Origin of the sequence: Chryseoglobus sp. 28M-23 (assembly GCF_014789785.1) — a bacterium.
Classification (GTDB): Bacteria; Actinomycetota; Actinomycetes; order Actinomycetales; family Microbacteriaceae; genus Microcella; species Microcella indica.
On the sequence record NZ_CP061846.1, the window covers coordinates 2344092 to 2369974 of the forward strand.

Sequence of the window (25883 nt, forward strand, 5' to 3'; positions counted from 1 at the left end):
GACAAACTCAGACGCGCAGCGCGTCGAGCACATCCTGCGGCTCGGCCTGCATCGCGTGCGGGCCAGCAACATCGAACCACACGGCCTCGAGCACGCCGAGGTTCTGCTCCAGGAACTCCCGCAGCGTCGCCGCGTCGTAGGGCAGCACCCGGTGGTCGCTCTCCTGCGGCACCATCGCCACGTAGGTCTCGGGGCTCGAGAACAGCAGCAGCATGTACTTGTCGCTCTCCCCGCGCCGAAAGACGCGCACCTGCGGCGGCCCGTCGACGGGCAGCAGCGGCACGATGACGTGGTCGTTGCGCAGCGCGAAGGCCACGGCCGCGGCATCCTGCTTCTCGAGGGCGGCGGCGAGCTGCTGCTCGGGCGGCAGGCTCGAGGGCGGCAGGGCGGGCTGAGCGGGGCGCTTCTTCTTCGACATCGCTCCCAGCCTACGCAGGCGATGCTGGCGCTGCGATCCGGATGCTCCGCTCTAGTTGAGCAGGAACGGCACGTCGCCCTCGCTCGCGAACTCGCCGACGGTCACGCTCAAGCGGTACGTGGCGCCGCCGGCGGTCACCGGCTCACGGTCGGCGTCGCAGTCGCCGGGGCTCGACCGGGTGCGACTCCACGGGAACGGCGTCGTCGACTTCTCTTCGCCGGGCTCGAGCACGGTCGGGGCCGCGACGCCCGGGTCTTGGCAGTCGGTCGACGCCCAGATGCGGTCGGGCCCGGAGACGATGACGTACTCCTGCACGTCGCTGCCCGCCTCCATCGTGCACGGCGCCGCCCCCGTGTTGAGGAGCGTGAGGGAGAGCAGCGGCTCCTGCTCGGGCCCGTAGCTGTTCGAGTCGGTGACGGGCGTGACGACGACCTGGTCGGGCGTGCACGGGGCGGGGGCCCCACCGGTGCCCTCAGCCTCGGGATCGGTCTCAGCCTCGTCGGTCTCGCTCACCTCGGGGTCGGCGCTCGCACCGGGGTCGGTCGCCGGGTCGCCCGTGCCGGGTCGCACGACGATGAGGATGATGATGACGATGACGGCGAGCAGGCCGAGACCCACGACGAGGCGCCGCCGCCAGTACACCTGCGGCGGCTGCGGGCCCACGGGGTGACGCAGCGTCGACATGCGCTCAGAGTAGGGCCGTCGTGGGCACCGGGCGCGTCGCCACCCGGCGTGTGCGCAGAACTCCCAGCCCGGCCGCGCCGGTCGAGGGGCTGCGCGCCGCCTACAGCTCTTTGAGCAGCCGGCTGTTGCCGAGCGTGTTCGGCTTGACGCGCGAGAGGTCGAGAAACTCGGCGACACCCTCGTCGGGTGAGCGCACGAGCTCGCTGTACACCTCGGGGTCGACGAGCAGCTCCTCCCCGATGGAGACGAAGCCGTGGCGGCCGAAGAAGTCGGTCTCGAAGGTGAGGCAGAACAGTCGCCGCAGGCCGAGCTTCCGCGCCTGCTGCTCGAGCCGCTCGTAGATCGCGTGGCCGACACCGGTGCCGCGCCACCGCTCCTGCACGGCGAGGGTGCGCACTTCACCGAGGTCCTCCCACAGCACGTGCAGAGCGCCGCAGCCGATGACGTCGCCGCTGTCGTCGTCGACGGCGACGGAGAATTCCTGCACCGACTCGAAGAACACGACGAGCTCCTTGCCGAGCAGGATGCGCTCCTGCACGAGCGGCTCGACGAGTGCGTGAATGCCGCGCACGTCGGCGGTGCGCGCCTGCCGCACGCTGAAACCCGGTTTCGTCACGAGCGTCAGCCTAGAGCCGCTTCGTCCATGCGGGATGCTCGTGCCGTGGTCGCTCGCGGCCGACCCGCCGCACAGCCTCAGTCGGTGACGGCGCGCGCCGGCAGCCAGGTGTGCAGCAGGGCCTCCACGGCACGGTCTGCGCTGACCTCGGTGTCGACGGGCAAGCCGAAGCCGCCCCGGCGCTCGAGGTCGAGCATGCCGTGCAGCTGCGCGCGCAGGGCGCGGATGAGGTGCACGCGCTCGGTCTCGTCGAGTGCGGGGGCGAGCACTGACTCGAAGAGCGCGAGTAGCTCAGCACTCGCAGCGACGTCGTCGGCGTCCTCGGGCGATGGGGCTCGCACCGTCAGCAGGTAGCGGCCGGGGTGCTCGCGTGCCCAGCGCCGCAGGGCTCGCGCGATCGCGACGACTCGAGTGCGGGCATCCGCGTCGCTGGAATCGGCGTCCAGCAGAACTGCCGCGAGCTCGCGCTTGGCTCGCACGGCGATGTCGCGCCGCAACGATTCGAGGCTCGCGAGGTGGTTGTAGAGGCTCGGCTGGCGCACGCCGAGCTGCGCGGCGAGGCGCGCGAGGCTCAGAGCGTCGAGCCCTTCGGTGTCGACGAGCGACTCGGCCGCGTCCACCACGCGCGCCGGGGTCAGACCGGCCCTAGGCATCGGTCGCGGTCCGCGCCAGGAAAGCGCTCACGAAGCTCGCCACGGCCGCCGGGTGCTGCGCTTGTGGGTAGTGACCGGCCTTCTCGATCATCGCGACCTCGGTCGCGGGACGCGCGACGGCATCACGGCCGAGGTTCTCGGCGATCCACGCGGCCTCGCGCGCGGGGTCGGAGAAGTCGGGGTCGCTATCACCCATGACGACGAGTGCCGCAGAGGTCACCGATGGCAGTGCGGCCTCGGCGCGCGAGTGGGTCGTGCGCGTCGTCGCACGGAACGCGCGTGCCGCTCCCGGGCGCCGCAGCGACTCGCGCACCTCGGCGAGGTGCTTGCTCAGGCCAGGAGGGCGCTCTCCGGCGTACAGCGTCGGCACGTAGGCGAGCCACGCCGCGCTCGACCACGGGGGCAGCATGAGCAGGCGGAACGCCCAGCGCTGCAGCACGGGAACCTCGCCATCGCGCACGAACGGCCCGACGAGCACGAGCGCCGACACGAGTCCAGGGCGTTCAGCGGCGACGAGCACTGCGGAGCCCGCGCTCATCGAGTTGCCCACGAGCACGACGGGGGCGTCTGCGGTCGCGCCGAGGTGCTCGGCGAGGGCGGCGAGGTCGTCGGCGGTCGCGGTCGAGCCGTACTCGGCGAAGGTCGCGTCGCTCTCGCCGTGCCCGCGCAGGTCGGTGAGCGCGACCGTGAATCCTGCGGCGGCGAGGTCGTCGGCGAAGGCGGTGTACACGGTGCGAGTGTCGCCCATCCAGGGGCGGCGATCACGAGCGGCCCGCTGCCGCGCACGTCGTAGGCGATGCGTCCCTCGGGGCGCTGGAGATACTGGGTCTCGGTCATAAAACTAGACTATCTAGTTTTTGACTAGTGTCAATAGTTTGTCGTGACGGCGGGAACAGCAGAGGGTGCCCAGACGCACAAAGGCCGGGCCCGCCCCGAAGGGCAGACCCGGCCGTGAGCGGGATGCTCGAGCGCTGCTACTCGCCGGCGGGCAGCTCACCGGCCGACGGTGCCGGGCCCGCGTCGACCGCGGCGAGCTCCTTCTGCGTGGTCGTGAAGGTGAACTCGCCATCGACGAAGTCGACCGCGACGTGGTCGCCGCCGTTGAGCTCTCCGTGCAGGATGCGCTCGCTCAGCGCATCCTCGATCTCGTGCTGCACGGCGCGACGCAGCGGCCTGGCGCCGAGCGTCGGGTCCCAGCCGATCTTGATGAGCTGCGCCTTCGCGGCCTCGCTCACCTCGAGCGTCATGTCCTGATCCATCAGGCGCTCGCGCAGGCGCTTGATGAAGAGCGCCACGACCTGCATGAGCTCTTCCTGGCTCAGCTGCGGGAAGACGATGGTCTCGTCCACGCGGTTGAGGAACTCGGGCTTGAAGTGCTTCTTGAGCTCTTCCACGACCTTCGAGCGCATGGCCGTGTAGGACGCGGCGGAGTCGCCTTCGATCGTGAAGCCGACCGGGCCGCCCGTGATGTCCTTCGTGCCGAGGTTGGTCGTCATGATGATGACCGTGTTCTTGAAGTCGACCACGCGACCCTGACCATCGGTCAGGCGACCCTCTTCGAGCACCTGCAGGAGCGAGTTGAAGATGTCGGGGTGGGCCTTCTCGATCTCGTCGAACAGCACGACGCTGAACGGCTTGCGGCGCACCTTCTCGGTGAGCTGGCCGCCCTCCTCGAAGCCGACGAAGCCGGGAGGGGCTCCGAACAGGCGCGAGACCGTGTGCTTCTCGCCGTACTCCGACATGTCGAGGGAGATGAGCGCACCCTCGTCGTCGAAGAGGAATTCGGCGAGCGCCTTGGCGAGCTCGGTCTTTCCCACACCGGTCGGTCCGGCGAAGATGAACGAGCCGGAGGGCCGCTTCGGGTCCTTGAGGCCGGCGCGCGTGCGGCGGATCGTCTTCGCGAGGACGCTGATGGCCTCCTCCTGGCCGATGACGCGCTCGTGCAAGGCCTTCTCCATGAAAATGAGTCGGCTGGATTCTTCTTCTGTGAGCTTGAAGACGGGGATGCCGGTCGCCTGCGCGAGCACTTCGGCGATGACGCCCTCGTCGACGGTGCCGCCCGCGGCGACCTCGCCGGCGCGCCACTGCTTCTCGAGGCGCAGACGCTCCCCGAGCAGCTTCTTCTCGTCATCTCGAAGAGAGGCGGCCTTCTCGAAGTCCTGGTTCTCGATCGCGAGCTCCTTGTCGGCGCGCACGGAGGCGATCTTCTCGTCGAACTCGCGCAACTCGGGCGGTGCCGAGAGGATCGAGAGGCGCAGGCGGGCGCCGGCCTCGTCGATCAGGTCGATCGCCTTGTCGGGCAGGAAGCGGTCCTGCACGTAGCGGTCGGCGAGATTGACGGCCGAGACGATCGCACCGTCGGTGATCGACACCTTGTGGAAGGCCTCGTACTTGTCGCGCAGCCCCTTCAGGATGTTGATGGAGTGCGGCAGCGAGGGCTCGTTGACCATGACGGGCTGGAAACGGCGCTCGAGCGCGGCATCCTTCTCGAAGTGCTTGCGGTACTCGTCGAGCGTCGTGGCACCGATCGTCTGCAGCTCGCCGCGAGCGAGCAGCGGCTTGAGGATGCTCGCGGCATCTATGGCGCCCTCGGCAGCTCCCGCCCCCACGAGCGTGTGGATCTCGTCGATGAAGACGATGATGTCGCCGCGAGTGCGAATCTCTTTCGTGACCTTCTTGAGGCGCTCTTCGAAGTCGCCGCGGTAGCGGCTGCCGGCGATGAGCGAGCCGAGGTCGAGCGAGTACAGCTGCTTGTCCTTGAGCGTCTCGGGCACCTCGCCCTTGACGATCGCCTGTGCGAGGCCCTCGACGACGGCGGTCTTGCCGACGCCGGGCTCGCCGATGAGGACGGGGTTGTTCTTGGAGCGGCGGGAGAGAATCTGCATGACCCGCTCCGCCTCCTTCTCGCGCCCGATGACGGGGTCGAGCTTGCCCTCGCGCGCGGCGGCGGTGAGGTTGCGGCCGAACTGGTCCAGCACCTGCGAGCCCTTGTCGGGGTTGGGGCTGTCGCCGCCGACGGCGACGGCCTCCTTGCCCTGGTAGCCGCTCAGCAGCTGGATGACCTGCTGGCGCACGCGGTTGAGGTCGGCGCCGAGCTTGACGAGCACCTGCGCGGCGACCCCTTCGCCCTCGCGGATGAGGCCGAGCAGGATGTGCTCTGTACCGATGTAGTTGTGGCCGAGCTGGAGCGCCTCGCGCAGCGAGAGCTCGAGCACCTTCTTGGCGCGCGGCGTGAACGGGATGTGCCCGGTCGGCTGCTGCTGCCCCTGGCCGATGATGTCCTGCACCTGCTCGCGCACGGCGTCGAGCGAGATGTTGAGCGACTCGAGCGCCTTCGCGGCGACCCCTTCGCCCTCGTGGATGAGGCCGAGCAGGATGTGCTCTGTGCCGATGTAGTTGTGGTTGAGCATCTTGGCCTCTTCCTGGGCCAGCACCACCACACGACGGGCACGGTCGGTGAACCGTTCGAACATCTCGCACTCTCCTCACGACAGCGGGTCGAATCGCTACCAGTACAACGAGGGTAACCAGCGGCACCTGGGTTAACTGCCCCTGTTCGCCCTAGGCGTGACCTGAGTTCTGCAGCGGGCCGCTGCCGCAACCGGGGTTGCGCTCGGCGGCGCGCATCCGTATGTTAACGATGTTCGATAATAACGATCAACGATAAGGATGCTCGTGCCCTCGTCACCCACCCCTCCCACCCGCACCGAGCGCGTCGTGCTGCGCATCATCGCGGGCGGCGCGCTGCTCGTCGCCGCGCTCGCCCTCGTCGGGGCCGTCTTCGGCACCGTGTCGCTCGCGACCGACGAGCGCGTCGCCGTGCCCGGTATGCTCATCGGCAACGCCGAGACGCCGGAGTTCACCGAGAAGAGCGACGCGATCGTCGAGGCGCGGTACGAGAGCGTGGGCATCGAGGTCACGGGACTCGGCGGCGAGGCCCGCGCGTGGCTCGTGACCGAGCACCTCTCCGCCGCCTTGCTGACCGTCGGCCTCGGCCTCGTCGTCGCCTGGGTCGCGACGCGTCTCGCCGCGGGTCGCCCGTTCGCGCGGTCGGCGACGATCGCGCTCGGCAGCTCGGCGATCCTCGTCACCGCCAGCGGACTGCTCGAGCAGGCCGCGGCGGCGATCGCGCGCGCTGAAGTGGTGGACTTCCTCGGCAGCCGCGACATCACGGCAGGCGGAACCGCCGACGACCCGAGCTACGAGGGCTTCGTGGGCTTCGGCCTCAACCTCGACCTCGCGCCCTTCGCGTGGGGCATGGCCCTCATCGTCGTCGCCGGGGCGTTCGAGCTCGGGCAGCGCCTGCAGCGCGACACGGAAGGGCTCGTCTGATGGATCCCTTCACCCTCGTCCTGCTCGTCATGCTCGGCTTCGTCGTGCTCCTCATCGCCGGCATCGGCAGTCAGCACGCCCCGAACGGGCCGAGACGCCCGCTCCTGCCGCGCATCGTCGCGGGCTCGGCCATCGTGGGATCGCTCCTCACGATCGTCGGCGGAATCGTTGCCCTGGTCGCGACCTTTTCCGGTGAGCGCTTGACCCTCGTGATCCCCGTCATCACGAACGTCGAGCTGACGCCCGCCGCACTGCGCGACAGTGCCGCTCGAGTCGTGGGCGGAGCGACGCAGCAGGCCGAGACCGTGCTCACAGCGACGGGTCTCGACGCGACGACACGTGTGCTCGTCGCGGTGGAGCAGGTCATCACGACGGCGGTGGTCGTCACCGTGCTCCTCATGATCGCGCGGCTGGCGCAGCAGTCGATGTCGCCGGAACCGTTCTCGCCGCGCCTCAGTCGCGTGCTCGTCGTGGGCGGCGCAACCCTCGCGATCGGGATGACCGCTGCGCAGGTCGCAGCGATGGCGGCGGCTACGCGCGCCCATGAGCAGTTGTTCGCACTCCGGCCCGGTGCGGTCGACGGCGCCGTGTACGTGCCCCCCACCTGGACCTTCGAGGTTTGGCCGATCGGTGTGGGGCTCGTGCTCGTCGTGGTGGCAGGGCTCATCCGAGGCGGCGAGCGCCTGCAGCGCGACACCGCGGGGCTGGTCTGATGCCGCCGGCGGCCTCCGACGAGGAGGAGTCGGGCATCCACTGCAGGCTCGACGAGCTGCTGGCCGAACGGGGCATGACCCTCACCCGGTTGAGCGAGATCGTCGGCGTGAGCCTCGTCAACCTCTCGGTGCTCAAGAACGACCGGGCGCGGGCGATCAGGTTCTCGACCCTGCGCGCGGTCTGCGAGGCGCTCGACTGCGAGGTCGGCGACCTCCTCGTCGTCGCCCCGCCCGCCGACTGACCCGACCGTCGTAGGGTGTCACCGTGAGCAACCTCGAGACCGAGCCCGACGAGCTCGTGTGCGACGAACGACCCTCCGACCCGCGCGAGGACGACGACGCGGGCGTCTTCGAGCTGCTCGAGCCCCGCGAGGTGCCGCTCGGCGGCCCGCGCGCGATGACCGTACGTCGCACCCTGCCGCAGCGGGCCCGCAGCCTCATCGGCGCGTGGTGCTTCGTCGACCACTACGGCCCCGACGACGTGACCGACCGCGAGGCGGGCATGGTCGTGCCGCCGCACCCGCACACGGGCCTGCAGACCGTCAGCTGGCTGTTCGAGGGCGAGGTGGAGCACCGCGATTCGAGCGGCGCCCACGCCTTGGTGCGGCCGGGCGAGGTGAACCTCATGACCGCGGGCTCGGGAATCCAGCATTCGGAGGTCTCGACGGCCACGACCCGCCGCCTGCACGGCGCGCAGCTGTGGGTCGCCCTGCCCGACAGCGACCGCCACACGACGCCGTTCTTCGAGCACGCGCCCGCCGTGCCGCGCACGATCGGCGACGCGACCGTTCGGGTGTTCATGGGAGCGCTCGGCAAAGACGCCGCGAGCCCCCTGCGCCTGTTCAGCCCCCTGCTCGGCGCGCAGTTCGACCTGCCCGCCGGCGGCGTCGTCGAGCTGCCGGTCGACCCCGAGTTCGAGCACGGCCTGCTCGTCGACGCCGGCCCCGCCACGCTCGACGGCCATGACGTGCCCTTCGCGCACCTCGGCTACCGCGGCCCCGGCCGCACGACCCTGCGCGTCGAGGCGGGTGAGCACCCCGTGCGCGCGCTGCTGCTCGGCGGCGTGCCCCTCGGCGAGCCGATCGTCATGTGGTGGAACTTCATCGGCCGCAGCCACGACGAGATCGAGGCATTCCGCGCGCAGTGGCAGGGCGACGTCATCGACGGCGGCACGGCCACCGGCCGGTTCGGCCGCGTCGAGGGCTACGACGGGGCGCCGCTGCCCGCGCCCGACCTGCCGGGCGTGCGGCTCAAGCCCCGCGAGTAGGTCACCCTCGCGACCCCACGAGACGGGGGCGGGATGCTCGTCCCCGCGCTACTCGTGCGGGTCGGCGGTGAGCTTCTCGAGCCTGGCGCGCTCCTCGGCCTCGACCTTCGAGTAGGCGCTGCGCTCGGCGCGATCGGCGCGGATGATCGCGCGCATGACGAGCCAGAAGATCAGGCCGAGCACGATCGTCGGCGTGACCGAGAAGAGCGCGTTGCTCCAGAATTCTTCCGGCATGGCTCCATGATACGTCGCCTCACCCTTCGAGGCCGCCGCGAGCGCTCGTGCGCTCCGTCGAGCTGCTCGATGAGACGGTTGCTACTCGATGAGCCGGCGGCGTGCGACGTAGAGGAACACGAGCACGAGCATCCCGAGTGCCACCGTCGCGGCGAATACGACCGGAGCGAGTGTGCTGATGCCCTCGAAGGGCCCACCTGCCTCGACGACGTCCTCTTCGGCGGGGGTCTCCTCGGAGTCGCCCCCCAGGGTCGGCAGCTGCAGATCGCCAAAGTCGTCGATGCCGTTGACGAGGGTCACGTCGCCCACGACGTGCGAGAGGGCGCCGTCGGCGGCGAGCGCGATGACGCAGTAGACGCCGTCGGAGAAGCGCTGGGTCGGCACCGTGAACGAGAACGCCGTCGACGCGGCGACCGTCGTGCTGCGCTCGATCACGAGCGGGCCGCACTCGCCCAGGCGCTGCTCGGCCAGGCCGACGGTGAGGTCGGTGGGCGCGCTCGTCGTGATCGAGCCTTCGATGAGCAGCTCGCCGCTCACGACCTCGCCCGACAGCGGCGAGAGGATGCGCATCGAGTCGGCGGCGAAGCTCGGCGCCGCGGCGGCGAGCGCGATCGTCAGGGCGACGACGGGCACGGCCGGGAGGAGGCGGCGCAGGCGGGTGCTGAGCATGGGGGTTCGCCATTCGGGTTGGGCGAAGCGCGACCGGGCCGGGGCTCGATCGACGTCGTACGGGTATCGGGTGACGTGCGTGTTCGGGAGCGGTTCTCGCAGTCGGCGCGGGTTTCCGGCAGGGTGGGCCGGTCGCAGACTCCTCGAACTGTTGTCGACAGTACGCCTGAGAGTGAGGGCACGTCAGTCCCCAGTGTGGGGGGATAGAAAGGGGCGTCTATCCCCTCCGTGGTGCCGGGTGACGGGAAGGGCGGCTCAGGCCCGGGCGAGCATCCCGAAGATGCCGGAGAGCAGCAGGTACGCGCCGAACGCGCCCACGACGATCCACAGCGCGAGGCGGTTCATCGTGTACGCGGGCTTCTTGTCGCCCGGCAGCGAGAGGTCCTCGTCGTCCTTCTTCATGCGCTCAGACTACGGGAGCCGGCTGAGCGCCCCATCACGCTGTGCCCACTACTTCACGAGCGGGAAGAGGATCGTCTCGCGAATGCCGAGGCCGGTGAGCGCCATGAGCAGGCGGTCAATGCCCATGCCCATGCCGCCCGACGGCGGCATGCCGTGCTCGAGCGCCGTGAGGAACGCCTCGTCGAGCCGCATCGCCTCGAGGTCGCCGCCCGCGGCGAGCTTCGCCTGCTCGACGAAGCGCTCGCGCTGCACAACAGGGTCCACGAGCTCGGAGTACGCGGTGGCCAACTCGAAGCCGCGCACGTACAGGTCCCACTTCTCGACCATGCCGGGCCGGCTGCGGTGCTCGCGCACGAGCGGGCTCGTGTCGACCGGGAAGTCCATGACGAAGGTCGGCCGCACGAGGTCGCCCTTGACGTGGTGCTCCCACAGCTCCTCGACGTACTTGCCGGGCAGGGGGTGCGTGATCTCGATGTCGACGGCGTCGGCGAGCTTCTTCAGCTCGGCCATGGGTGTCTGCGGCGTGATCTCGACGCCGATAGCGGCGCTGAGCGAGTCGTACATGCTCAGGCGGTCCCACGTGCCGCCGAGGTCGTACTCGGTGCCGTCGGCCCACGTCACGACGTGCGACCCCGAGACGGCGACGGCCGCGTTCTGGATCATCTCCTGCGTGAGGTCGGCCATCTGGTGGTAGTCGCCGTACGCCTGGTACGCCTCGAGCATCGCGAACTCGGGGCTGTGGGTCGAGTCGGCGCCCTCGTTGCGAAAGTTCCTATTGATCTCGAACACGCGCTCGATGCCGCCGACGACGGCGCGCTTGAGGAACAGCTCGGGCGCGATGCGCAGGAACAGCTCCATGTCGAAGGCGTTCGAGTGGGTGATGAACGGGCGAGCGGATGCTCCGCCATGCATCGTCTGCAGCATGGGTGTCTCGACCTCGAGGTAGCCGTGCTCAGCGAAGGTCGCCCGTAGGCTCGCGACGGCGGCGGCGCGGGCGCGCACCGTGCGCCGCGCCTGCTCGCGCACGATGAGGTCGAGGTAGCGCTGGCGCACGCGCGTCTCCTCGTTGAGGTCCTTGTGCAGGGTCGGCAGGGGAAGGATCGCCTTCGCGGCGATCGCCCAACTCGACACCATGATGCTCAGCTCACCGCGGCGACTCGTGATGACCTCGCCCGTGACGTGCACGTGGTCACCGAGGTCGACGAACTCCTTCCACCGGTCGAGGCTCTCCTCGCCGACGACGGCGAGGCTCAGCATGACCTGCAGCCGCTCCCCGTCACCAGACTGCAGGGTGGCGAAGCACAGCTTCCCCGTGTTGCGGGAGAGCACGACGCGGCCCGCGAGGGCCACATGCTCGCCCGTGGCGATGTCGGGGTCGAGCTCGCCATGGCGCGCGCGCACCGCCGGGATCGAATCGGTGATCTCGAGACCGATCGCGTACGGGTCCAGGCCGGCCGCGAGCATCCTCGCCCGCTTGTCGAGGCGCACCTGCTTCTGCTCGGCGATCTCCTCGATCGTCGGCTCGGCGCTCTCGGCGCTGTCGGAAGCGGGGGTCTCGCTCATCTGCTGGTCTCCTCGTGTGTGGCCGCTCAAGCCTAACGGCGGCCCGAGCACGCCCCGCGCGAGCCCTGTTCGCTCATTCGGGCGCATGACCCTGGAACGGCGTGTCGCCGGTCGACGCGCCGTGTGAAACGGCGGTGCGTCCGAATGAGCGAACGCAGGTGGTGCTCGTCTGCTGGTGCAGACCACGGGCGGGATGCTCGGCGCGCGCTACCCGAGGGTGAGCAGCTCGGTGTCGATGAGCCGGGTGTCGCCCAGGCGCGCGGCGATGAGCGCGCGGGCTGGCCCGTGGTGCTCGTCGGGCACGGGCTCGAAGGTGCTCGGGTCGACGACCGCGAAGTAGTCGAGCTCGACGCCGGTGGCTCCCGAGAGCACGCTCTGCGCGGCGGCGACGACCGCGTCGATGCCGAGGTCGGCGGCCGACTGGGCGGCTTCGAGCGCACGAGGCAGGGCACGCGCAGCCTCACGATTGCGCTCGTCGAGGAAGACGTTGCGGCTCGAGAGTGCCAGCCCGTCGTCGTCGCGCACGGTCTCGACGACCTCGACGCGCGTGCGGATGTCGAGGTCGCGCACCATCCGCTGCACGAGGAAGACCTGCTGGGCGTCCTTCTGCCCGAAGAGCACGTGGTGGGGCTGGGCGATGCCGAGCAGCTTGGCGACGACGGTGAGCACGCCGTCGAAGTGCCCGGGCCGCGACCGTCCTTCGAAGAGCCCGCCGACCGCGCCCGCCGTGACGGTCGTCGCGGATGCTCCGCTCGGGTACATCTCGTCGACGGCGGGGGCGAACACGACGTCGACACCGTGCCCGGCGAGCGCCGCGCGGTCGTCGTCGAGTGTGCGCGGGTACTGCTCGAAGTCTTCACTCGGCCCGAACTGCAGCGGGTTGACGAAGATCGACACCACGACGACGTCGGCGAGCTCCCTCGCCCGGTCGACGAGCGCGAGGTGCCCGTCGTGCAGCGAGCCCATGGTCGGCACGAGGGCGACGCCCCGGCCGTCGGCGCGCGCGGCGTCGAGTCGCGCACGCAGCCCCGCGATGCTCGTGACGAGGTCGGGCACGGTCGTCGTGTCAGTCACCGTTCTCCTTGCGCGGGGCCGACGTCGTGTCGTCGAGCCCTGCGAGGTCGATGCTATCGGCGCCCGCACCGCGCAGCGCGTTGTCGACGGCGGAGCGCACGACGGCACTCAGCACGCGCCCCGGCTCGTCGATGCCGATGTCGCGCAGGGCCTCGATCGACTGCCCGACGATCGCGGTGGAGAACTCGCTCGCGGCGCCGATCGCGTCGGCGTACGCCTCGCGGTGCTCTTCGGCGACGACGACGGGCTCGGCGCCCATCTCGACGACGAGCGCTTGCGCGATGGGTAGCACAGGCCCGGGAGCGGTGACGGCGCACCACGCCTCCCGCAGGCGGGCGAGGTCGAGTGAGGTGCCCGTGAAGGTGAGAGCGGGATGCACGGCGAGCGGAATGATGCCAGCGGGCCGCGCGGGGTCGAGCACGCGCACGCCGTAGCGCGCCGAGGTGTGCAGCACGAGCTGGCCGGGCAGCCACGCGTCGACGGCCGCGAGGCCGCTCACGAGGTCGGGCAGCTGGTCGTCGGGCACGGCGATGATGACGAGCTCGCTACGTTCGACGACCTGCGGCACCTCGAGCACGGGCACGCCCGGCAGCATCGAATCGACCCGGTCGCGGGCATCCTCGGAGTGTGCGGAGATGCCCACGATCGCGTGACCGGCACCGGCGAGGGCGGCGGCGAGGACGGGGCCGACGCGACCCGCCCCGATGACGCCGATGCCGAGGCGGCCGTCCTTCTGCGTCACTCCCCGGCCCCGCCCGAACCTGAGGCCTCGCCCGAGCCTGAGCGCCAGCGGTGCGTGCGGTCGGTCTGCGCGCTGCTGATCGCGCCGCCCGCGACGGTGTCGAAGAGCTCCATGGCCTGCGTGACGTCGAGCGCTCCGAGGCTCGGGGTGATGGGCCCGGCGACCGTGTGCACCTGGATCGCGGCGAGGCGCAGCGAGCGCAGGAGCGGGCCCTGGCGCACCGAGACCGACTGCATGCGCGGGAAGGGCACGATGGTGAGGTCGCGCCAGATCGCGCCGCGACGCAGCATGACGGCGCCGTCGCTCACCGCGAACCCGTTGCGGGGCTGCGAGAACCAGCGCAGGATGCGCGCGCGCGGCGGCGAGTTCACGTATCCATCGGGCACTGCACCCGGTTCGGTGCGGCCGCTCGAGGTGAGGCCGCGCTCGAGCACGGGCATCACGTCGTCGGTCGCGACGTCGGGCAGCAGAAGGCGCAGCACGGTGCGCACGTCGTCGAGGTTGCCGACGGGCAGGATCGTGGTCTGCTGCTGGCCGGCCGCGCCGCTCTGCGAGGAGCGGGAGGCGCGGTTGACGGCGATCTGCCACCAGCCGGAGGGCCGCCACAGCAGGGGCTGGCTGACGCGCACCGAGTGGATGCGCCCGGGAGGCAGGGTCTCGTTCGTCGTCGAGAGCAGACCGAATCCGACGCGCACGCCGTCGGGCGTCGAGGCGATCGAGTAGCGCAGCGAGCGCGTGATGCGGGAGACGAGGTAGCCGCCGAGACCGAGGAGCGCTGGCAGGAAGCCGACGAGCAGGAACAGCTCGCCGCTGACGATGATGCCGACCGTGAGGCCGATGATGAGCAGCACGAAGACGATCGTGGTCTCGCTCAGCACCGTCGAGCCGATGAGCCGACCAGGGTTCATGCGCAGCACGGCCTCCGGTTCGGCGAGTGCCGGGTCGAGCTCGGGGGCGAGGAATTCCGAGACGCGCTCGTCGAGCATCCCGCCCAGATCGTGCGCGCCCGCCGCGCCCGCACCGGCAGCGGTACCCGCACCGCCCGATGCTTCGCGGCGCGCGCCGGAGGCCAGGCGCAGGATGTCGGCGCGCAGCGCGTCCGCCGTGCGCGAGTGCAGGTACGACAGCTGCACGTTGGCGTCGTTGCCGGCGACCGACACTTCGAGCTTCGCCGCGCCGAACAGCCGCGGGATGAAAGGGCGCCCCACGTTGACGCCCTGGATGCGATCGAGGCGGCCCTTGCGATTGGTGCGGAACAGGATGCCCGACCGCACCTCCACGACCTCGTCGGTGATGCGGAAGGTGTGCAGGCGCCACGACAGCCAGAAGCCCGCGATGAACAGCAGCAGCACCCCGATGAGCGCGAGCAGGGCGACGAGCACGAGCTCTTGCTCGACGATGAAGTCGATCGGGTCGCCCTCGCCGTCGAAGTCGCCGTCGCCGCCGAAGAAGAAGTCGATCGCTCGGTCACGGAAGTTGGAGATGACGATGCCGAGCACGACGATGAAGGCGATGCCGCCGCGGAACAGCGGCGTCGCGGGGTGCAACCGGTGCCACTCGCCGTCGGCGAGGTCGGTGCTCGTCGAGACGCCGAGCTGGGTGGCCGGCTGAGAAGTCGACTCAGAGGCGGGCTCGGGCTCGGGCCCCTCGGGCTCTTGGCGCTGAGGCTCCTGCGCCTGAGGCTCGTGGCCCTGAGGCTCGTCGCGCTGCTCGCTCACAGGCCCGCTCGGCGGGTCTCGGCGACCGCGACGAGGTGGTCGCGCAGGTGCTCAGCCGTCTCGAGCGGCAGGCCGGGGATGAGCACGCCGCTCGACGCGGCGGCGGTCACGAACTTGAGCTCGGCGAGGCCGAGGGCGCGGGCGACGGGGCCGCGGGTGATGTCGACGAGCTGCATGCGGCCGTACGGAACGGCGACGAAGCGCTGGAACATGATGCCGCGGCGGAAGAGCAGGTCGTCCTCGCGCAGGAGGTACCCGATGGAGCGAACGCGACGCGGCGTGAAGGCGATGACGAGCAGGAAGAGCACGGCCATGCCGACTCCGAGAATCCAGCCGTACTCCCAGCCCACCCAGAGGGGCACGAACGCGGCCGCGGTCATGAGGGCGCCGAAGATGACGTAGCCGACGACGTCGACGACGATGTACTTGGGTGAGACCCGCTGCCACTCGGTCTCAGCGCGCTCGAGGCGCCGAACCTCGGGCTCGGTGCGGTCGATCTGGTCTTCAGCACTCACGCGTGCCTCCTCTCGATCCACGGTGCGCTCAGGTGGTAGACGCGGCGGCGTCGTCGAGCTCATCGTCTTGCGGCGGCAGCGAGCAGAGATGCTCGGCCACGAGTGCGACGACCACGAGGATCCCCGCCGCCACGAGCGTAGCCCCCGCGGCCAGCGTCGAGCCTAACGGCACGACCGCGCGGCTGAGCAGGTAGGCGAGGATGCCCGCGGCGGCTCCCGCAAGCAGTGCTGCGGAGAGCGCACTCGCCTTCGCGAGCACGACCACGCGGGTGGCGTAGAAGGGGTCGATGCGCTTCTCGCCTCGGGCGGCGGCCCGCACGGGCCACGCGAGCAGGAGGAGCACCGCGGCGATCAGCACGAGTGCCAGCGCCAGCGAGAGCGGCGGCACGAGGACGGCATAGCCCTGCGTAGCGAGCACGGTGTTGAGGAGGAAGCCGAGCACGAGCCCGAGGGCGGCGAGCAGGATCAGCGGCCGAGGCCGCGTGCGGGTCACGAGCGACCCCCGACTTCGGGCGCCGCCGCGGGCTCTCCCGTTGCTCCGCGGTCAGCGGTCACGCGCGCGAGGAGCTCGGCGACCGCTCCCTGGCCCGGCACAACGGCGTCGGGGCGCACCTCGAGCCACGGGCGCAGCACGAAGTCGCGCTCGTGCGCGCGCGGGTGGGGCAGGGTGAGCTCGGGGGTCTCGAAGCGGGCGTCGCCGTGCACGATGAGGTCGAGGTCGAGCGTGCGGTCACCCCAGCGCGGCGCTGCTGCCGAGCGGTCGCGGCCGTGCGCGAGCTCGATGCGGCGCAGCTCGTTCAGCAGGGCGTGCGCCTGCAGGCGCGTGCGCAGCACGGCGACGCCGTTGAGGTAGGGAGGCTTGTCGGGGTCGAGGCCCTCGGGCGTGAGGGCCACCGAGTCGTGCCAGCGCGACGCGACGACGAGCGCGGTGTCGGGCAACTGGTCGAGCTCGGCGACGGCGGCGTCGAGTGTGCCCGCGCGGTTGCCGAGGTTCGCGCCGAGCGCGACAACGGCCTCGACCTGCCCGGCCTCGTCGCCCGTCACGACCGGCCCCGCGTGATCGTGACCGCCACGCCCCCAAATGGCACGGGGATGGGCGCCTGCGGCTTGTGGACGGTCACGACGACTTCGTGCACCGCCGCGTGCTCGAGCACGAGCGCCGCGATGCGCTCGGCGAGCGTCTCGATGAGGTCGACGGGGTCGCGCTCGATCGTGGCGACGATGGCCTCGGCGAGCTCGCCGTAGTGCACGGTGTCGGCGACGTCGTCGCTCGCGGCAGCCGGTGCGAGGTCGAGGGCGAGCGTCACGTCGACGACGAACTCCTGCCCGTCACGGCGCTCCTCGGCGAGCACGCCGTGGTGTCCGCGAGCGCGCAGGCCCGTGAGCGTGATGGTGTCGCGCGAGCCGCCGGTCATGCGGGCACCTCGCGACGCGCCCGCTCCGACGTCGCCGCCGCGCCCGTACCCCGCCACGCGGAGCGCGTCGCGAGCGCGAGCACAGTCGAGTGGGCGTCGTGCACGCGCACGGCCGCGGCGCCGCCCTCGGCGGCGAGCACGCTCACGACGGCGGTCGGCAGGTCACGATCCTCGACATCGTGGTCGGGCGGCAGCAGCTCGCCGAGGAACCTCTTGCGCGAGGCGCCCACGAGCACGCGGCACCCGAGGTCTGCGAGTGCGGGCAGGGAGCGCAGGAGCGCCCACGAGTCATCGTGCCGCTTGGCGAAGCCGAGGCCCGGATCCACCCAGAGCCGCTCGGCCGGGATGCCTGCCGCGAGGGCGGCCTCGAGTCGCGATCGCAGCTCATCGCGCACCTCGGTGACGACGTCGCGGTAGTCGCTCACGGCATCCCAGACGGCGGCGGGGCCGCGCCAGTGCATGGCCACGTAGTCGACGTCGAGCCCCGCGACGGTCTCGAGCATGGCTGGGTCGGTCAGGCCTCCGCTCACGTCGTTGACGATCGCGGCGCCGGCCTCGACGCTCGCGGCCGCCGTGGAGGCGTGAATGGTGTCGATCGAGACGCGCAGCCCCTCGGCGGCGAGCGCGGCGATGACGGGCAGCACGCGTGACTGCTCGACGGCGGGCGTCACGGGCTGCGACCCGGGGCGCGTGGATTCGCCCCCGACGTCGATCACGTGGGCGCCGTCGGCGGCGAGAATGCGGGCGCGGTCGAGGGCGCGCTGCGGGTCGAGGTAGGCGCCGCCGTCGCTGAAGGAGTCGGGGGTGACGTTGAGGATGCCCCACACCGCCGGTGCCGCGGGCGCCGACTGCACACCGCTCGTGTCGTGCGCCGTCGCCGCGCTCATGTCGTGCCCCGCCCGATGAGCGCCATCACCTCGGCCCGTCGCGCGGGGTCGGCGAGGGCGCCACGGGAGGCGACGGTGACGGTCGTGCTGCCGCTCTGCCGTGTGCCTCGAGCGGTCACGCAGCCGTGCTGCGCGTCGACGACGACGAGCACGCCGTGCGGCGCGAGGGCGCTGTCGAGTGTCTCGGCAACGTCCTCGCCGAGACGCTCCTGCAACTGCGGCCGCGAGGCCACCGTCTCGACGACGCGCGCGATGCTGCCGAGGCCGGTCAGCCGCTCGGCGGGCAGGTAGGCGACGTGCGCGACTCCCGTGAAGGGCAGTAGGTGGTGCTCGCACATGGAGCGCAGGGCGATGTCGCGCAGCAGCACGATCTCGCCGCGCTCACCGGGGTCTGACTGCAGCTCGACGTCGTCGTGCAGGTGCGGTGCAGGGTCGACGCCGACGCCCGCGAAGAACTCGCTGTACGACTCGGCGACGCGCTGCGGGGTGGTCGCGAGGCCCGGCCGCGCGGGGTCCTCCCCGATCGCGACGAGCAGTTCGGCGACCGCGGCCTCGATGCGGCGGGAGTCGATGGGCGGCACGGCGGGAGCCTACTCGCGCCGCGGGGACTGCTCGGGGTCGCTCGACGCGGAGCCCTCGCCCCGCCGCGCTGTGGTGTCGTGCGCTGTCGTGGCGTGCGCTGTGGTCTCGTGAGCCTGCGAGCGGGCCGACCCGGCGCCGGCGCCGACGGGCTCGCCGGCTCCTGTGTCGAGGTCTTCGATCGCGGGCTTGGCGGGCATCGGCACGGGCGGCAGGTCGGGCAGCGGGCGATCCTCGCTCGAGAGCCACTGCGGGCGCTCGGGCAGCTTCTCCACGTCGGCGAAGATCTCGGCGAGTGCTACGTGGTCGAGGGTCTCCTTCTCGAGCAGCTCGGTCGCCAGTCGGTCGAGGATGTCGCGGTTGTCGTTGAGCACGCGCCAGGCCTCGTCGTGGGCCTGCTCGATGAGCGCGCGCACCTCCTGGTCGACCTTCTCGGCGAGCCGCTCGGAGTAGTCGCGCTGGTGGCCCATGTCACGGCCGAGGAAGACCTCGCCGCTCGACTGGCCGAGCTTGATGGCACCGACGGTTGCGCTCATGCCGTACTCGGTCACCATGCGGCGGGCGATGCTCGTGGCCTTCTCGATGTCGTTGGAGGCACCCGTCGTGGGGTCGTGGAAGACGATCTCTTCGGCCACGCGACCGCCCATCGCGTAGGTGAGCTGGTCGAGCAGCTCGTTGCGTGTGACGGAGTACCGATCGTCGAGGGGCAGCACCATCGTGTAGCCGAGGGCGCGCCCGCGCGGCAGGATCGTGACCTTCGTCACGGGGTCGGTGTTGCGCATGGCCGCGGCCGCGAGCGCGTGACCGCCCTCGTGGTAGGCCGTGATGAGCTTCTCGTGGTCGCGCATGACCCGTGACCGGCGTTGTGGGCCCGCCATGACCCGGTCGACGGCCTCGTCGAGTGTCACATCGGTGAGCTCCTCACCGCCCTGACGCGCGGTGAGCAGCGCGGCCTCGTTGAGCACATTGGCGAGGTCCGCGCCCGTGAAGCCCGGCGTCTTGCGCGCGAGCACCTCGAAGTCGACCCCCTCGGCCATGGGCTTGCCCTTGGCGTGCACCTCGAGAATCTTCGCGCGACCCTTCATGTCGGGCGCATCCACCTGAATCTGGCGGTCGAAGCGGCCGGGGCGCAGCAGCGCGGGGTCGAGAATGTCGGGGCGGTTGGTCGCCGCGATCATGATGACGTTCGTGTTGGGGTCGAAGCCGTCCATCTCGACGAGCATCTGGTTGAGCGTCTGCTCGCGCTCGTCGTGGCCGCCGCCCATACCGGCGCCGCGGTGGCGGCCGACGGCGTCGATCTCGTCGACGAAGATGATGGCCGGCGAGTTCTCCTTGGCCTGCGTGAAGAGGTCGCGCACGCGGCTTGCGCCGACGCCGACGAACATCTCCACGAAGTCAGAGCCCGAGATGGAGTAGAACGGCACGCCCGCCTCGCCGGCGACGGAGCGCGCGAGGAGGGTCTTGCCGGTGCCGGGAGGGCCGTACAGCAGCACGCCCTTGGGAATGCGCGCGCCGACCGCCTGGAACTTCGTCGGGTCTTGCAGGAAGTCTTTGATCTCGTGCAGTTCTTCGATGGCCTCCTCGGCGCCGGCGACGTCGTCGAAGGTGACCTGCGGGGCCTCCTTGTTGACGAGCTTCGCCTTCGACTTGCCGAACTGCATGACCCGGCCGCCGCCGCCCTGCAGGCGCGTGAGGATGAAGTAGAAGATGACGCCGATGATGAGGAACGGAATGATGAGCCCGAGGATGCTCACGAAGAAGTTCGTCTGGGGCACCTCGTCGTCGAACGACTCGAGGTCGGCGGCGTTGAGCGCCGCGATGACCTCGTCGCCGCGCGGCGTCACGTAATAGAACTGCACCTGCGTGCCGAACTCCTCGGCCTGCTCGGTCTCGGCCTCGAGCACGAGGTCGACGCGCTGCTCGCCGTCGACGATCTTCGCCGACACGACGGGGCCGCTCTCGAGCAGTTCGAGACCCTCCTGCGTGCTGATGGGGCGGAAGCCGCCGAGGCCCGCGAGCAGGGTGAAGCCGATCCAGAGCACGATCGCTCCGGCGATGATGTAGAGGAAGGGCCCGCGGAGGAGTTTCTTAACGTTCATGGTGTGGGCGTGCGCCCGCGCCTTTCTGCCGGTGAGACGTTCCCACAGGCTACCCCGCGGCACCTTTGCAGCCCCCCGATGTTCGCCTCGGGCGCACCGCCCGCCGGGAGGCGGCGGGGTCGTTACTCGCCCTGGTAGACGTGCGGCGCGAGCACTCCGATGGCGCGCAGGTTGCGGTACTTCTCGGCGTAGTCGAGGCCGTAGCCGACGACGAAGGCGGGCGGAATCTCGAAGCCCACGTACTCGACCTCGACCTCCACCTTGGCGGCCTCCGGCTTGCGCAGCAGGGTGAGAATCTTGACGGTTTTCGCCCCGCGCGATTCGAGGTTGCCCCGCAGCCACGAGAGCGTGAGGCCCGAGTCGATGATGTCTTCGACGATGAGCACGTCGCGCCCGGCGATCTCGGTGTCGAGGTCTTTGAGAATGCGCACGACGCCGCTCGACTGCGTGCTGGCGCCGTACGAGCTCACCGCCATCCAGTCCATCTCGACGTGGATGCGCAGTTCGCGCGCGAAGTCGGCCATGACCATGACGGCGCCCTTGAGCACGCCGACGAGCAGCGGCGGCTCATCGGGGTAGTCGGCTTCGACCCGGCGCGCGAGCTCGGCGAGCTTGGCGTGAATCTCTTCCTCGGTGATGAGCACCTCGGTGAGGTCGGAGCGAATGTCTTCGACGTCCAAGAGTTCTCCTCGGTCCTGGTGGGCCAGTGCTGGTCAGTCTGCGGGCGAGTCTGCGCCGTCGGCGGGCACGGCGCGCAACACGATGCGACCACCTTCGCGCTCCACCCTAATGCCGCTCAGGTGCACGGCGCCCTGCCCGTGCCAGTCGGTCGCGAGGCGCGCGATCTCGAGGGTCTGCGCGCGGCTGAGGGCGAGCCCGAACTCAGCGTCGGCGACGAGCCGGATGAGTCGGTGGCGCAGCGCGGGCGGGTTGGCGAGCAGCGCGGCGACGGGCAACGAGCATCCCCCCTCAGCGAGGTCGACGAGCTCTTCGGCGATCTCGCCGACCATGTGCTCGAGCGCGTCGGAGTCTTCGCGCGCAATCTCGGCGGTGCGGGCGAGCGCGTCGACGACGCCCGCATCGAGCTGCGATTCCATCAGGGGCAGGATGCTCGACCGCACCCGCACGCGCGCGAACGCCACGTCGCTGTTGTGGGGGTCGTGCCACGGCTCGAGGCCCTGGTCGGTGCAGGCTGCGGCGAGCGTCGCGCGGCGCAGCCCGAGCAGGGGTCGGCGGTAGCGGCCGACGACGGCCGCCATGCCGGCGAGGCTCGCCGTGCCGCTGCCGCGCGCGAGCCCGAGCAGCACGGTCTCGGCCTGGTCGTCGCGCGAGTGGCCGAGCAGCACGGCAGCGGCCTGCAGCTCGTCGGCGATCGCGTCGAGCGCGGCGTAGCGCGCCGTGCGCGCCGCGGCTTCAGGGCCGCCCGCCGCGCCGACGTCGACCCGCCGCACGACGACGGGCTCGAGGCCGAGGGCGCGCGCCGCGTCGGCGGCCCGTTCGGCGACGGCGGCCGAGTCGCCCTGCAGGCCGTGGTCGATGATCGCGGCACCCGCGCGCAGCCCCGCGCGGGGCGCCTCGAAGGCTGCGGCCGCGGCGAGCGCGAGCGAGTCGGGGCCCCCGCTGAGGGCCACGAGCACGAGCGAGCCCTCGGGCACGTCGGCGAGGCTCTCGCGCACCGCACGGCGCGCGTCGGCGACCGCCGGGGTGAGGCGCGGTCGACGCTCGGGCGCCCCGGGCGGTGTGGTGGGCATCCACTAAGGTTAAGGCCGGCCTGGAGCACGACCGCCAGCAGATTTCTCGACTCTCTTCGCATCTTTCAAGGAGCACCCATGGGCGCCTACCCCGTCGTCATCGAAGTTCCCCGCGGCAGCCGGAACAAGTACGAGATCGACCACGAGACGGGCCGCGTCTTTCTCGACCGCGTGCTCTTCACGCCCTTCGTGTACCCGACCGACTACGGCTTCTTCGAGCACACGCTCGGGCTCGACGGCGACCCGGTGGACGCTCTCGTTCTGCTCGAGTTCCCGCTCTACCCGGGGGTGGGCCTCGACGTGCGCCCCGTGGGCGTCTTCAACATGACCGATGACGGCGGCAGCGACGCGAAGGTCGTGTGCGTGCCCGCGAAGGACCCTCGTTGGGCGCACATCCAGGACCTCGAGGATGTTCCCGAGCACACGCGCAAGGAGATCGAGTTCTTCTTCGAGAACTACAAGGCGCTCGAGCCCGGCAAGTGGGTCAAGACGGAGGGCTGGGGCTCTGCCGCCGACGCCGAGGCCGTCATCCAGGCCGGCATCGCGGCGTACGTCCCGCCCGCCGACCACTAGGCCGCGCGCTGGCGCCCGGCGCCGCAACTGTGCCCTTCAGTCGCAAGTGCGCGCGCTCGGGCGAGCACAGTTGCCACTAGCGGGCACACTCACGGCCCTGTGCCCGCACCTGGCACTCGGGCGCCCCGCACGCCGGCCCTACGGGGTCGGCCGCGCGACGTACGGCACGCGGTCGTAGCTGCGCACGGCGACGATGCGCACCGTCTTGCCCGGGTACGGCGCCTCGATCATCTGGCCGCCGCCGATGTAGAGGGTCACGTGGTACTTCGAGCCTGATGTCGCTCCGCCGGTGGAGTAGAAGATCAGGTCGCCGGGCTGCGCCTGCGCGTAGGGCACGAGCCGGTCGCGCTGCGCCGCCGTGGAGTACTGCCGGGTCGCGGAGTGCCCGCCGATGGCGACGCCCGCGGCCGCGTAAGCCTGCATGGTGAGGCCCGAGCAGTCCCACACGTTCGGGCCGCGGCCGCCGAATTGGTAGGGCTCGCCGACCTGCGCGCGCGCGAACGAGATCGCGGTCGCGACGGCGCCCGCGTTCGGGGAAGGCACCGAGGGCGGGTTCGGTGCGGGCGGCGTGCTCGGCGACGGGCTGGGTGACGGGGGCGGGATGCTCGGGCTCGGCCCCGGCGCGGGCGGCGGGCTGCTCGGGCTCGGCGCGGGGCCGCTCGGCGGAGCGCTCGGGCTCGGGGCGGGGCCGCCGGGCGCAGGGCTGCCCGGCGCTGGGATGCCCGGCGCGGGCTCGTCGCCGCCGAGGCCGGCGAGGTAGTCCCGCTCGAGCTGCTCGCTGCGGCCGGTGAGGCTCGCGAGCTGCGCGGCGAGCTCGCCCATCATGGTCTGCTGCGCGGTGAGGCGTTGCTCGGCGCGGTCGGCGGCGGTGATCGCCTCGGCGAGTGAGTCGGCCGCCTCCGCAGCGAGGCGCTCCCGCTCGGCGAGGGCGAGCTCGGCCTGGGCGGTGAGCGCTTCTGCGGTGTTCTTGTCCTGCATCGCTCGCGCCATGACGGCCTGGCTGCGCGCGCCGACGGAGCTCATCGCGCCGAGCCGGTAGAGCAGGTCGTCGGCGTCGTCGGCGTCGCCCGTGAGCAGCGCCGTGGTGAGGTCGCCACTGCCGGATCGTGCGAGCTGAGCCGCGAGCTGAGCAGCGCGCGCTCCCGACTCGGCGGCTCGGTCGAGGGCGGCGTCGCGCCGCTGCTCGAGCCGGCCGGCGGCGGCTTCGGCCTGCTCGAGGGCGAGCTCGGCGAGGTGGTACTCCTCGCCGAGTAGCACGGCGCTGCGCGCCGCCTCGAGGTACGTCTGCTCGGCGGCTCGGGCGGCGTCTTCGATGCGCGCGATGGCGAGCTGGGTGGCCTGGACGTCGCCGCGCGCCTGCTCGACGTCGTCCCAGCTGGGCGGGGCGGGCGCCGCGGTGGCTGCGGTCACCCCGAGGGCAACGGTGAGAGCCGTCACGAGGGTGACGGCTGCGATACCGCGGCGCCCGGGGCGTCGCATCGTCAGCCGCTACCCAAGCTGAATCCCGATGTTGCTGAAGAACGTCACGGGGTTCTCCGTTACTCCATTACGGCGCACTTCGATGTGGGTGTGGCACCCCGTGGATGCGCCGGTCGAGCCGACCTTGGCGATGTTCTGGCCGACGACGATGGTCTGCCCCATCTGCACGAGGATGCCGCCGTTCTGAATGTGCGCGTAGGCGGTCGTGAGGCCGCCTCCGTGGTCGATGCGCACGAAGTTGCCGAACGTTCCGTTGGGGCCCGCGTAAGTGACGGTGCCGCTCGAGGCCGCGTACATGTTGGTGCCGCAGCCTGCGGCGATGTCGGTGCCGGTGTGGAGGCGCACGTATCCGTAGATGGGGTGGACGCGGTAGCCGTAGTGGGAGGTGATCCACCCGTTGACAGGGTTGGCCCAGCCGTTGACGATCTGACCGGCGTCGAGGCTGCCGCCCGCGCCGTACTGCGCCTCGATGCCGGCCTGGTAGTCCTCCTCGGTGGCTTCGCGGTTCTCGATGAGCACGGCGAGCTGCGCTTCCAGGCGCGCCTGGTTCTCCTGCTGCGCGAAGAGAGCGTCCTGCGCCTCCTGCGCGGCGGCCTGCGCGGTCTCGAAGGCGGCCTGGGCTTCGAGGCGCAGTTCGTCGCGAATCTCCTTGGCGACGTTCGCCTGGTCGGTGAGGGCCTGGGCGGCGTTCTTGTCCTGCAGGGCTGCGGCGTAGATGCCTTCGGCCTGCTGCGTGATCTTGCTGGCGAATCCGAGACGCGAGAGCAGAGCATCCGCCTGCCCCGGATTGGTGAGGAGGGAGGCGGAGAGGTCGCCGCCGCCGCTGCGCGAGAGCTCGGCGACGAACTGCCCGGCGCGCAGGCGCGACTCCTCGGCGCTCGCCTGGGCCTCGTCGGCCTGGGCCTGCAGCTGGTCGGCGGTGTAGGCGGCCTCGTCGAATGCGGTCTGAGCCTCGAAGTAAGCGGCGCCGGCCTCTTCGGCGATGACCTGCGTGCGCTCGACCTCGGCGGTGATGGCGGCGATCGCGGCACGAATCTGCTTGACCTGCGTCTGCGCGGCGGCGACGCTGCGGCGCGCGTCGAGCACGTCGTCCCACGAGGGGTAGTCGACGGCGTAGGCGGGGCGCTCGGTCGCGGCGACGACGCCGCTGGTGAGCATGACGATGGTGGCGAGACCGCCGACGGTGGAGAGAACGCGACGACGCAGGGATGCTCGGCGCGGGCGCGCTGCGGGCAGCGTTGCACTGCCCCGCGGTGTCGCGGGCCGCACGGCGCTGGGTTGCGGGGCGCCGGGCAGCGTCGTGCTGTGCGACGTCGTCATGCCTGCTCCCCCCGAGCCCCGTGCTGCTTCGCTTCGTGCACTCCCGTGGCCATCCCCGTGCCGTGGTGTACCGCGCATGTTCCCGAACCCATTCCGGCCTTCGTGCGTTATGTCACAACTTTCACACGAACACCATTGACAACACTACCAACGGTTTGCGCGCACGACTAGAGGTGCGAT

29 protein-coding genes are annotated in these 25883 nt (G+C 71.0%); 5 read left to right on the plus strand and 24 right to left on the minus strand.

The window, feature by feature from the left end; all coding sequences use genetic code 11:
* Positions 1–7 precede the first annotated feature (7 nt).
* The 6 genes from IE160_RS11405 to IE160_RS11430 all read right to left on the minus strand — a co-directional run bounded on the left by IE160_RS11405 (position 8) and on the right by IE160_RS11430 (position 5844).
* Positions 8–418 carry an SseB family protein gene (locus IE160_RS11405; RefSeq protein ID WP_224744482.1) on the minus strand — a complete coding sequence of 137 codons (411 nt, stop codon included), beginning with the start codon at positions 416–418 and terminating at the stop codon, positions 8–10.
* A gap of 51 nt (positions 419–469) precedes the next feature.
* Positions 470–1102, minus strand: a complete 633-nt coding sequence (locus IE160_RS11410; protein ID WP_191151158.1) for a hypothetical protein — start codon at positions 1100–1102, stop codon at positions 470–472.
* A gap of 100 nt (positions 1103–1202) precedes the next feature.
* Complete coding sequence (locus IE160_RS11415) at positions 1203–1718, minus strand: amino-acid N-acetyltransferase (RefSeq protein ID WP_191151159.1); 516 nt, start codon at positions 1716–1718, stop codon at positions 1203–1205.
* 77 nt (positions 1719–1795) lie between these two features.
* Entirely contained in the window at positions 1796–2371 is a 576-nt protein-coding gene (locus IE160_RS11420) for a TetR/AcrR family transcriptional regulator (protein ID WP_191151160.1), read from the minus strand.
* The gene (locus IE160_RS11425) at positions 2364–3119 is read right to left on the minus strand and encodes an alpha/beta fold hydrolase (protein ID WP_224744483.1); all 756 of its coding nucleotides are present in this window, start codon (positions 3117–3119) and stop codon (positions 2364–2366) included. The genes IE160_RS11420 and IE160_RS11425 overlap by 8 nt, the downstream gene beginning before the upstream one ends.
* Before the next feature lie 226 nt (positions 3120–3345).
* Entirely contained in the window at positions 3346–5844 is a 2499-nt protein-coding gene (locus IE160_RS11430) for an ATP-dependent Clp protease ATP-binding subunit (protein WP_191151161.1), read from the minus strand.
* Between the two features lie 202 nt (positions 5845–6046).
* Between IE160_RS11430 and IE160_RS11435 the strand changes: the two genes are divergently transcribed.
* From IE160_RS11435 to IE160_RS11450, 4 genes are read left to right on the plus strand one after another with little or no spacing between them, the layout of a single operon-like run.
* A complete protein-coding gene (locus tag IE160_RS11435; RefSeq protein ID WP_191151162.1) occupies positions 6047–6703 on the plus strand; it encodes a hypothetical protein in 657 nt (218 codons plus the stop codon).
* On the plus strand, positions 6703–7416 hold the full coding sequence (locus IE160_RS11440) for a hypothetical protein (RefSeq protein ID WP_191151163.1): 714 nt from the start codon (positions 6703–6705) through the stop codon (positions 7414–7416). Before IE160_RS11435 ends, IE160_RS11440 begins: the two co-directional genes overlap by 1 nt.
* On the plus strand, positions 7416–7658 hold the full coding sequence (locus IE160_RS11445; protein WP_191151164.1) for a helix-turn-helix domain-containing protein: 243 nt from the start codon (positions 7416–7418) through the stop codon (positions 7656–7658). The genes IE160_RS11440 and IE160_RS11445 overlap by 1 nt, the downstream gene beginning before the upstream one ends.
* Before the next feature lie 23 nt (positions 7659–7681).
* On the plus strand, positions 7682–8683 hold the full coding sequence (locus IE160_RS11450; RefSeq protein WP_191151165.1) for a pirin family protein: 1002 nt from the start codon (positions 7682–7684) through the stop codon (positions 8681–8683).
* A gap of 48 nt (positions 8684–8731) precedes the next feature.
* On the opposite strand, the gene IE160_RS11455 is transcribed toward IE160_RS11450, so the two are convergent.
* The 16 genes from IE160_RS11455 to tilS form a co-directional block, all read right to left on the minus strand.
* Positions 8732–8917 (minus strand): hypothetical protein, encoded by a 186-nt coding sequence (locus IE160_RS11455; protein ID WP_191151166.1) that lies wholly within the window; start codon positions 8915–8917, stop codon positions 8732–8734.
* A gap of 81 nt (positions 8918–8998) precedes the next feature.
* Positions 8999–9586, minus strand: coding sequence for a hypothetical protein (locus IE160_RS11460; protein WP_191151167.1), 588 nt, complete (start codon positions 9584–9586; stop codon positions 8999–9001).
* 255 nt (positions 9587–9841) lie between these two features.
* Positions 9842–9988 carry a hypothetical protein gene (locus IE160_RS11465; protein ID WP_191151168.1) on the minus strand — a complete coding sequence of 49 codons (147 nt, stop codon included), beginning with the start codon at positions 9986–9988 and terminating at the stop codon, positions 9842–9844.
* Positions 9989–10036: 48 nt separating this feature from the next.
* Positions 10037–11551 carry a lysine--tRNA ligase gene (gene lysS / locus IE160_RS11470; protein WP_191151169.1) on the minus strand — a complete coding sequence of 505 codons (1515 nt, stop codon included), beginning with the start codon at positions 11549–11551 and terminating at the stop codon, positions 10037–10039.
* A 207-nt stretch (positions 11552–11758) separates the two neighbouring features.
* Complete coding sequence (panC, locus tag IE160_RS11475) at positions 11759–12625, minus strand: pantoate--beta-alanine ligase (protein WP_179872676.1); 867 nt, start codon at positions 12623–12625, stop codon at positions 11759–11761.
* Positions 12618–13367: a Rossmann-like and DUF2520 domain-containing protein gene (locus tag IE160_RS11480; RefSeq protein ID WP_191151170.1), complete on the minus strand. Its 750-nt coding sequence runs from the start codon at positions 13365–13367 to the stop codon at positions 12618–12620. The genes panC and IE160_RS11480 overlap by 8 nt, the downstream gene beginning before the upstream one ends.
* A complete protein-coding gene (locus IE160_RS11485; protein WP_191151171.1) occupies positions 13364–15085 on the minus strand; it encodes a PH domain-containing protein in 1722 nt (573 codons plus the stop codon). Before IE160_RS11485 ends, IE160_RS11480 begins: the two co-directional genes overlap by 4 nt.
* Complete coding sequence (locus IE160_RS11490) at positions 15082–15600, minus strand: PH domain-containing protein (protein WP_224744484.1); 519 nt, start codon at positions 15598–15600, stop codon at positions 15082–15084. The genes IE160_RS11485 and IE160_RS11490 overlap by 4 nt, the downstream gene beginning before the upstream one ends.
* A gap of 28 nt (positions 15601–15628) precedes the next feature.
* The gene (locus IE160_RS11495) at positions 15629–16093 is read right to left on the minus strand and encodes a DUF3180 family protein (protein ID WP_191151173.1); all 465 of its coding nucleotides are present in this window, start codon (positions 16091–16093) and stop codon (positions 15629–15631) included.
* A complete protein-coding gene (gene folK / locus IE160_RS11500; protein ID WP_191151174.1) occupies positions 16090–16644 on the minus strand; it encodes a 2-amino-4-hydroxy-6-hydroxymethyldihydropteridine diphosphokinase in 555 nt (184 codons plus the stop codon). The genes IE160_RS11495 and folK overlap by 4 nt, the downstream gene beginning before the upstream one ends.
* Entirely contained in the window at positions 16641–17015 is a 375-nt protein-coding gene (gene folB, locus IE160_RS11505) for a dihydroneopterin aldolase (protein WP_191151175.1), read from the minus strand. The genes folK and folB overlap by 4 nt, the downstream gene beginning before the upstream one ends.
* Positions 17012–17902, minus strand: coding sequence for a dihydropteroate synthase (gene folP / locus IE160_RS11510; protein ID WP_191151176.1), 891 nt, complete (start codon positions 17900–17902; stop codon positions 17012–17014). Before folP ends, folB begins: the two co-directional genes overlap by 4 nt.
* Entirely contained in the window at positions 17899–18483 is a 585-nt protein-coding gene (folE, locus tag IE160_RS11515; protein ID WP_191151177.1) for a GTP cyclohydrolase I FolE, read from the minus strand. The genes folP and folE overlap by 4 nt, the downstream gene beginning before the upstream one ends.
* Before the next feature lie 9 nt (positions 18484–18492).
* Positions 18493–20580, minus strand: a complete 2088-nt coding sequence (ftsH, locus tag IE160_RS11520; protein ID WP_191151178.1) for an ATP-dependent zinc metalloprotease FtsH — start codon at positions 20578–20580, stop codon at positions 18493–18495.
* A gap of 122 nt (positions 20581–20702) precedes the next feature.
* Entirely contained in the window at positions 20703–21260 is a 558-nt protein-coding gene (hpt, locus tag IE160_RS11525; protein WP_191151179.1) for a hypoxanthine phosphoribosyltransferase, read from the minus strand.
* Positions 21261–21293: 33 nt separating this feature from the next.
* On the minus strand, positions 21294–22331 hold the full coding sequence (gene tilS, locus IE160_RS11530; protein ID WP_191151180.1) for a tRNA lysidine(34) synthetase TilS: 1038 nt from the start codon (positions 22329–22331) through the stop codon (positions 21294–21296).
* 78 nt (positions 22332–22409) lie between these two features.
* Here tilS and IE160_RS11535 point away from each other — a divergent pair, with 78 nt between their 5' ends.
* Complete coding sequence (locus tag IE160_RS11535) at positions 22410–22904, plus strand: inorganic diphosphatase (RefSeq protein ID WP_179872687.1); 495 nt, start codon at positions 22410–22412, stop codon at positions 22902–22904.
* A gap of 138 nt (positions 22905–23042) precedes the next feature.
* Here the strand turns inward: IE160_RS11535 and IE160_RS11540 are convergent, their stop codons facing one another.
* Positions 23043–24383 carry a C40 family peptidase gene (locus IE160_RS11540; RefSeq protein ID WP_191151181.1) on the minus strand — a complete coding sequence of 447 codons (1341 nt, stop codon included), beginning with the start codon at positions 24381–24383 and terminating at the stop codon, positions 23043–23045.
* Positions 24384–24392: 9 nt separating this feature from the next.
* Entirely contained in the window at positions 24393–25703 is a 1311-nt protein-coding gene (locus IE160_RS11545) for a M23 family metallopeptidase (protein WP_191151182.1), read from the minus strand.
* Positions 25704–25883: the final 180 nt, after the last annotated feature.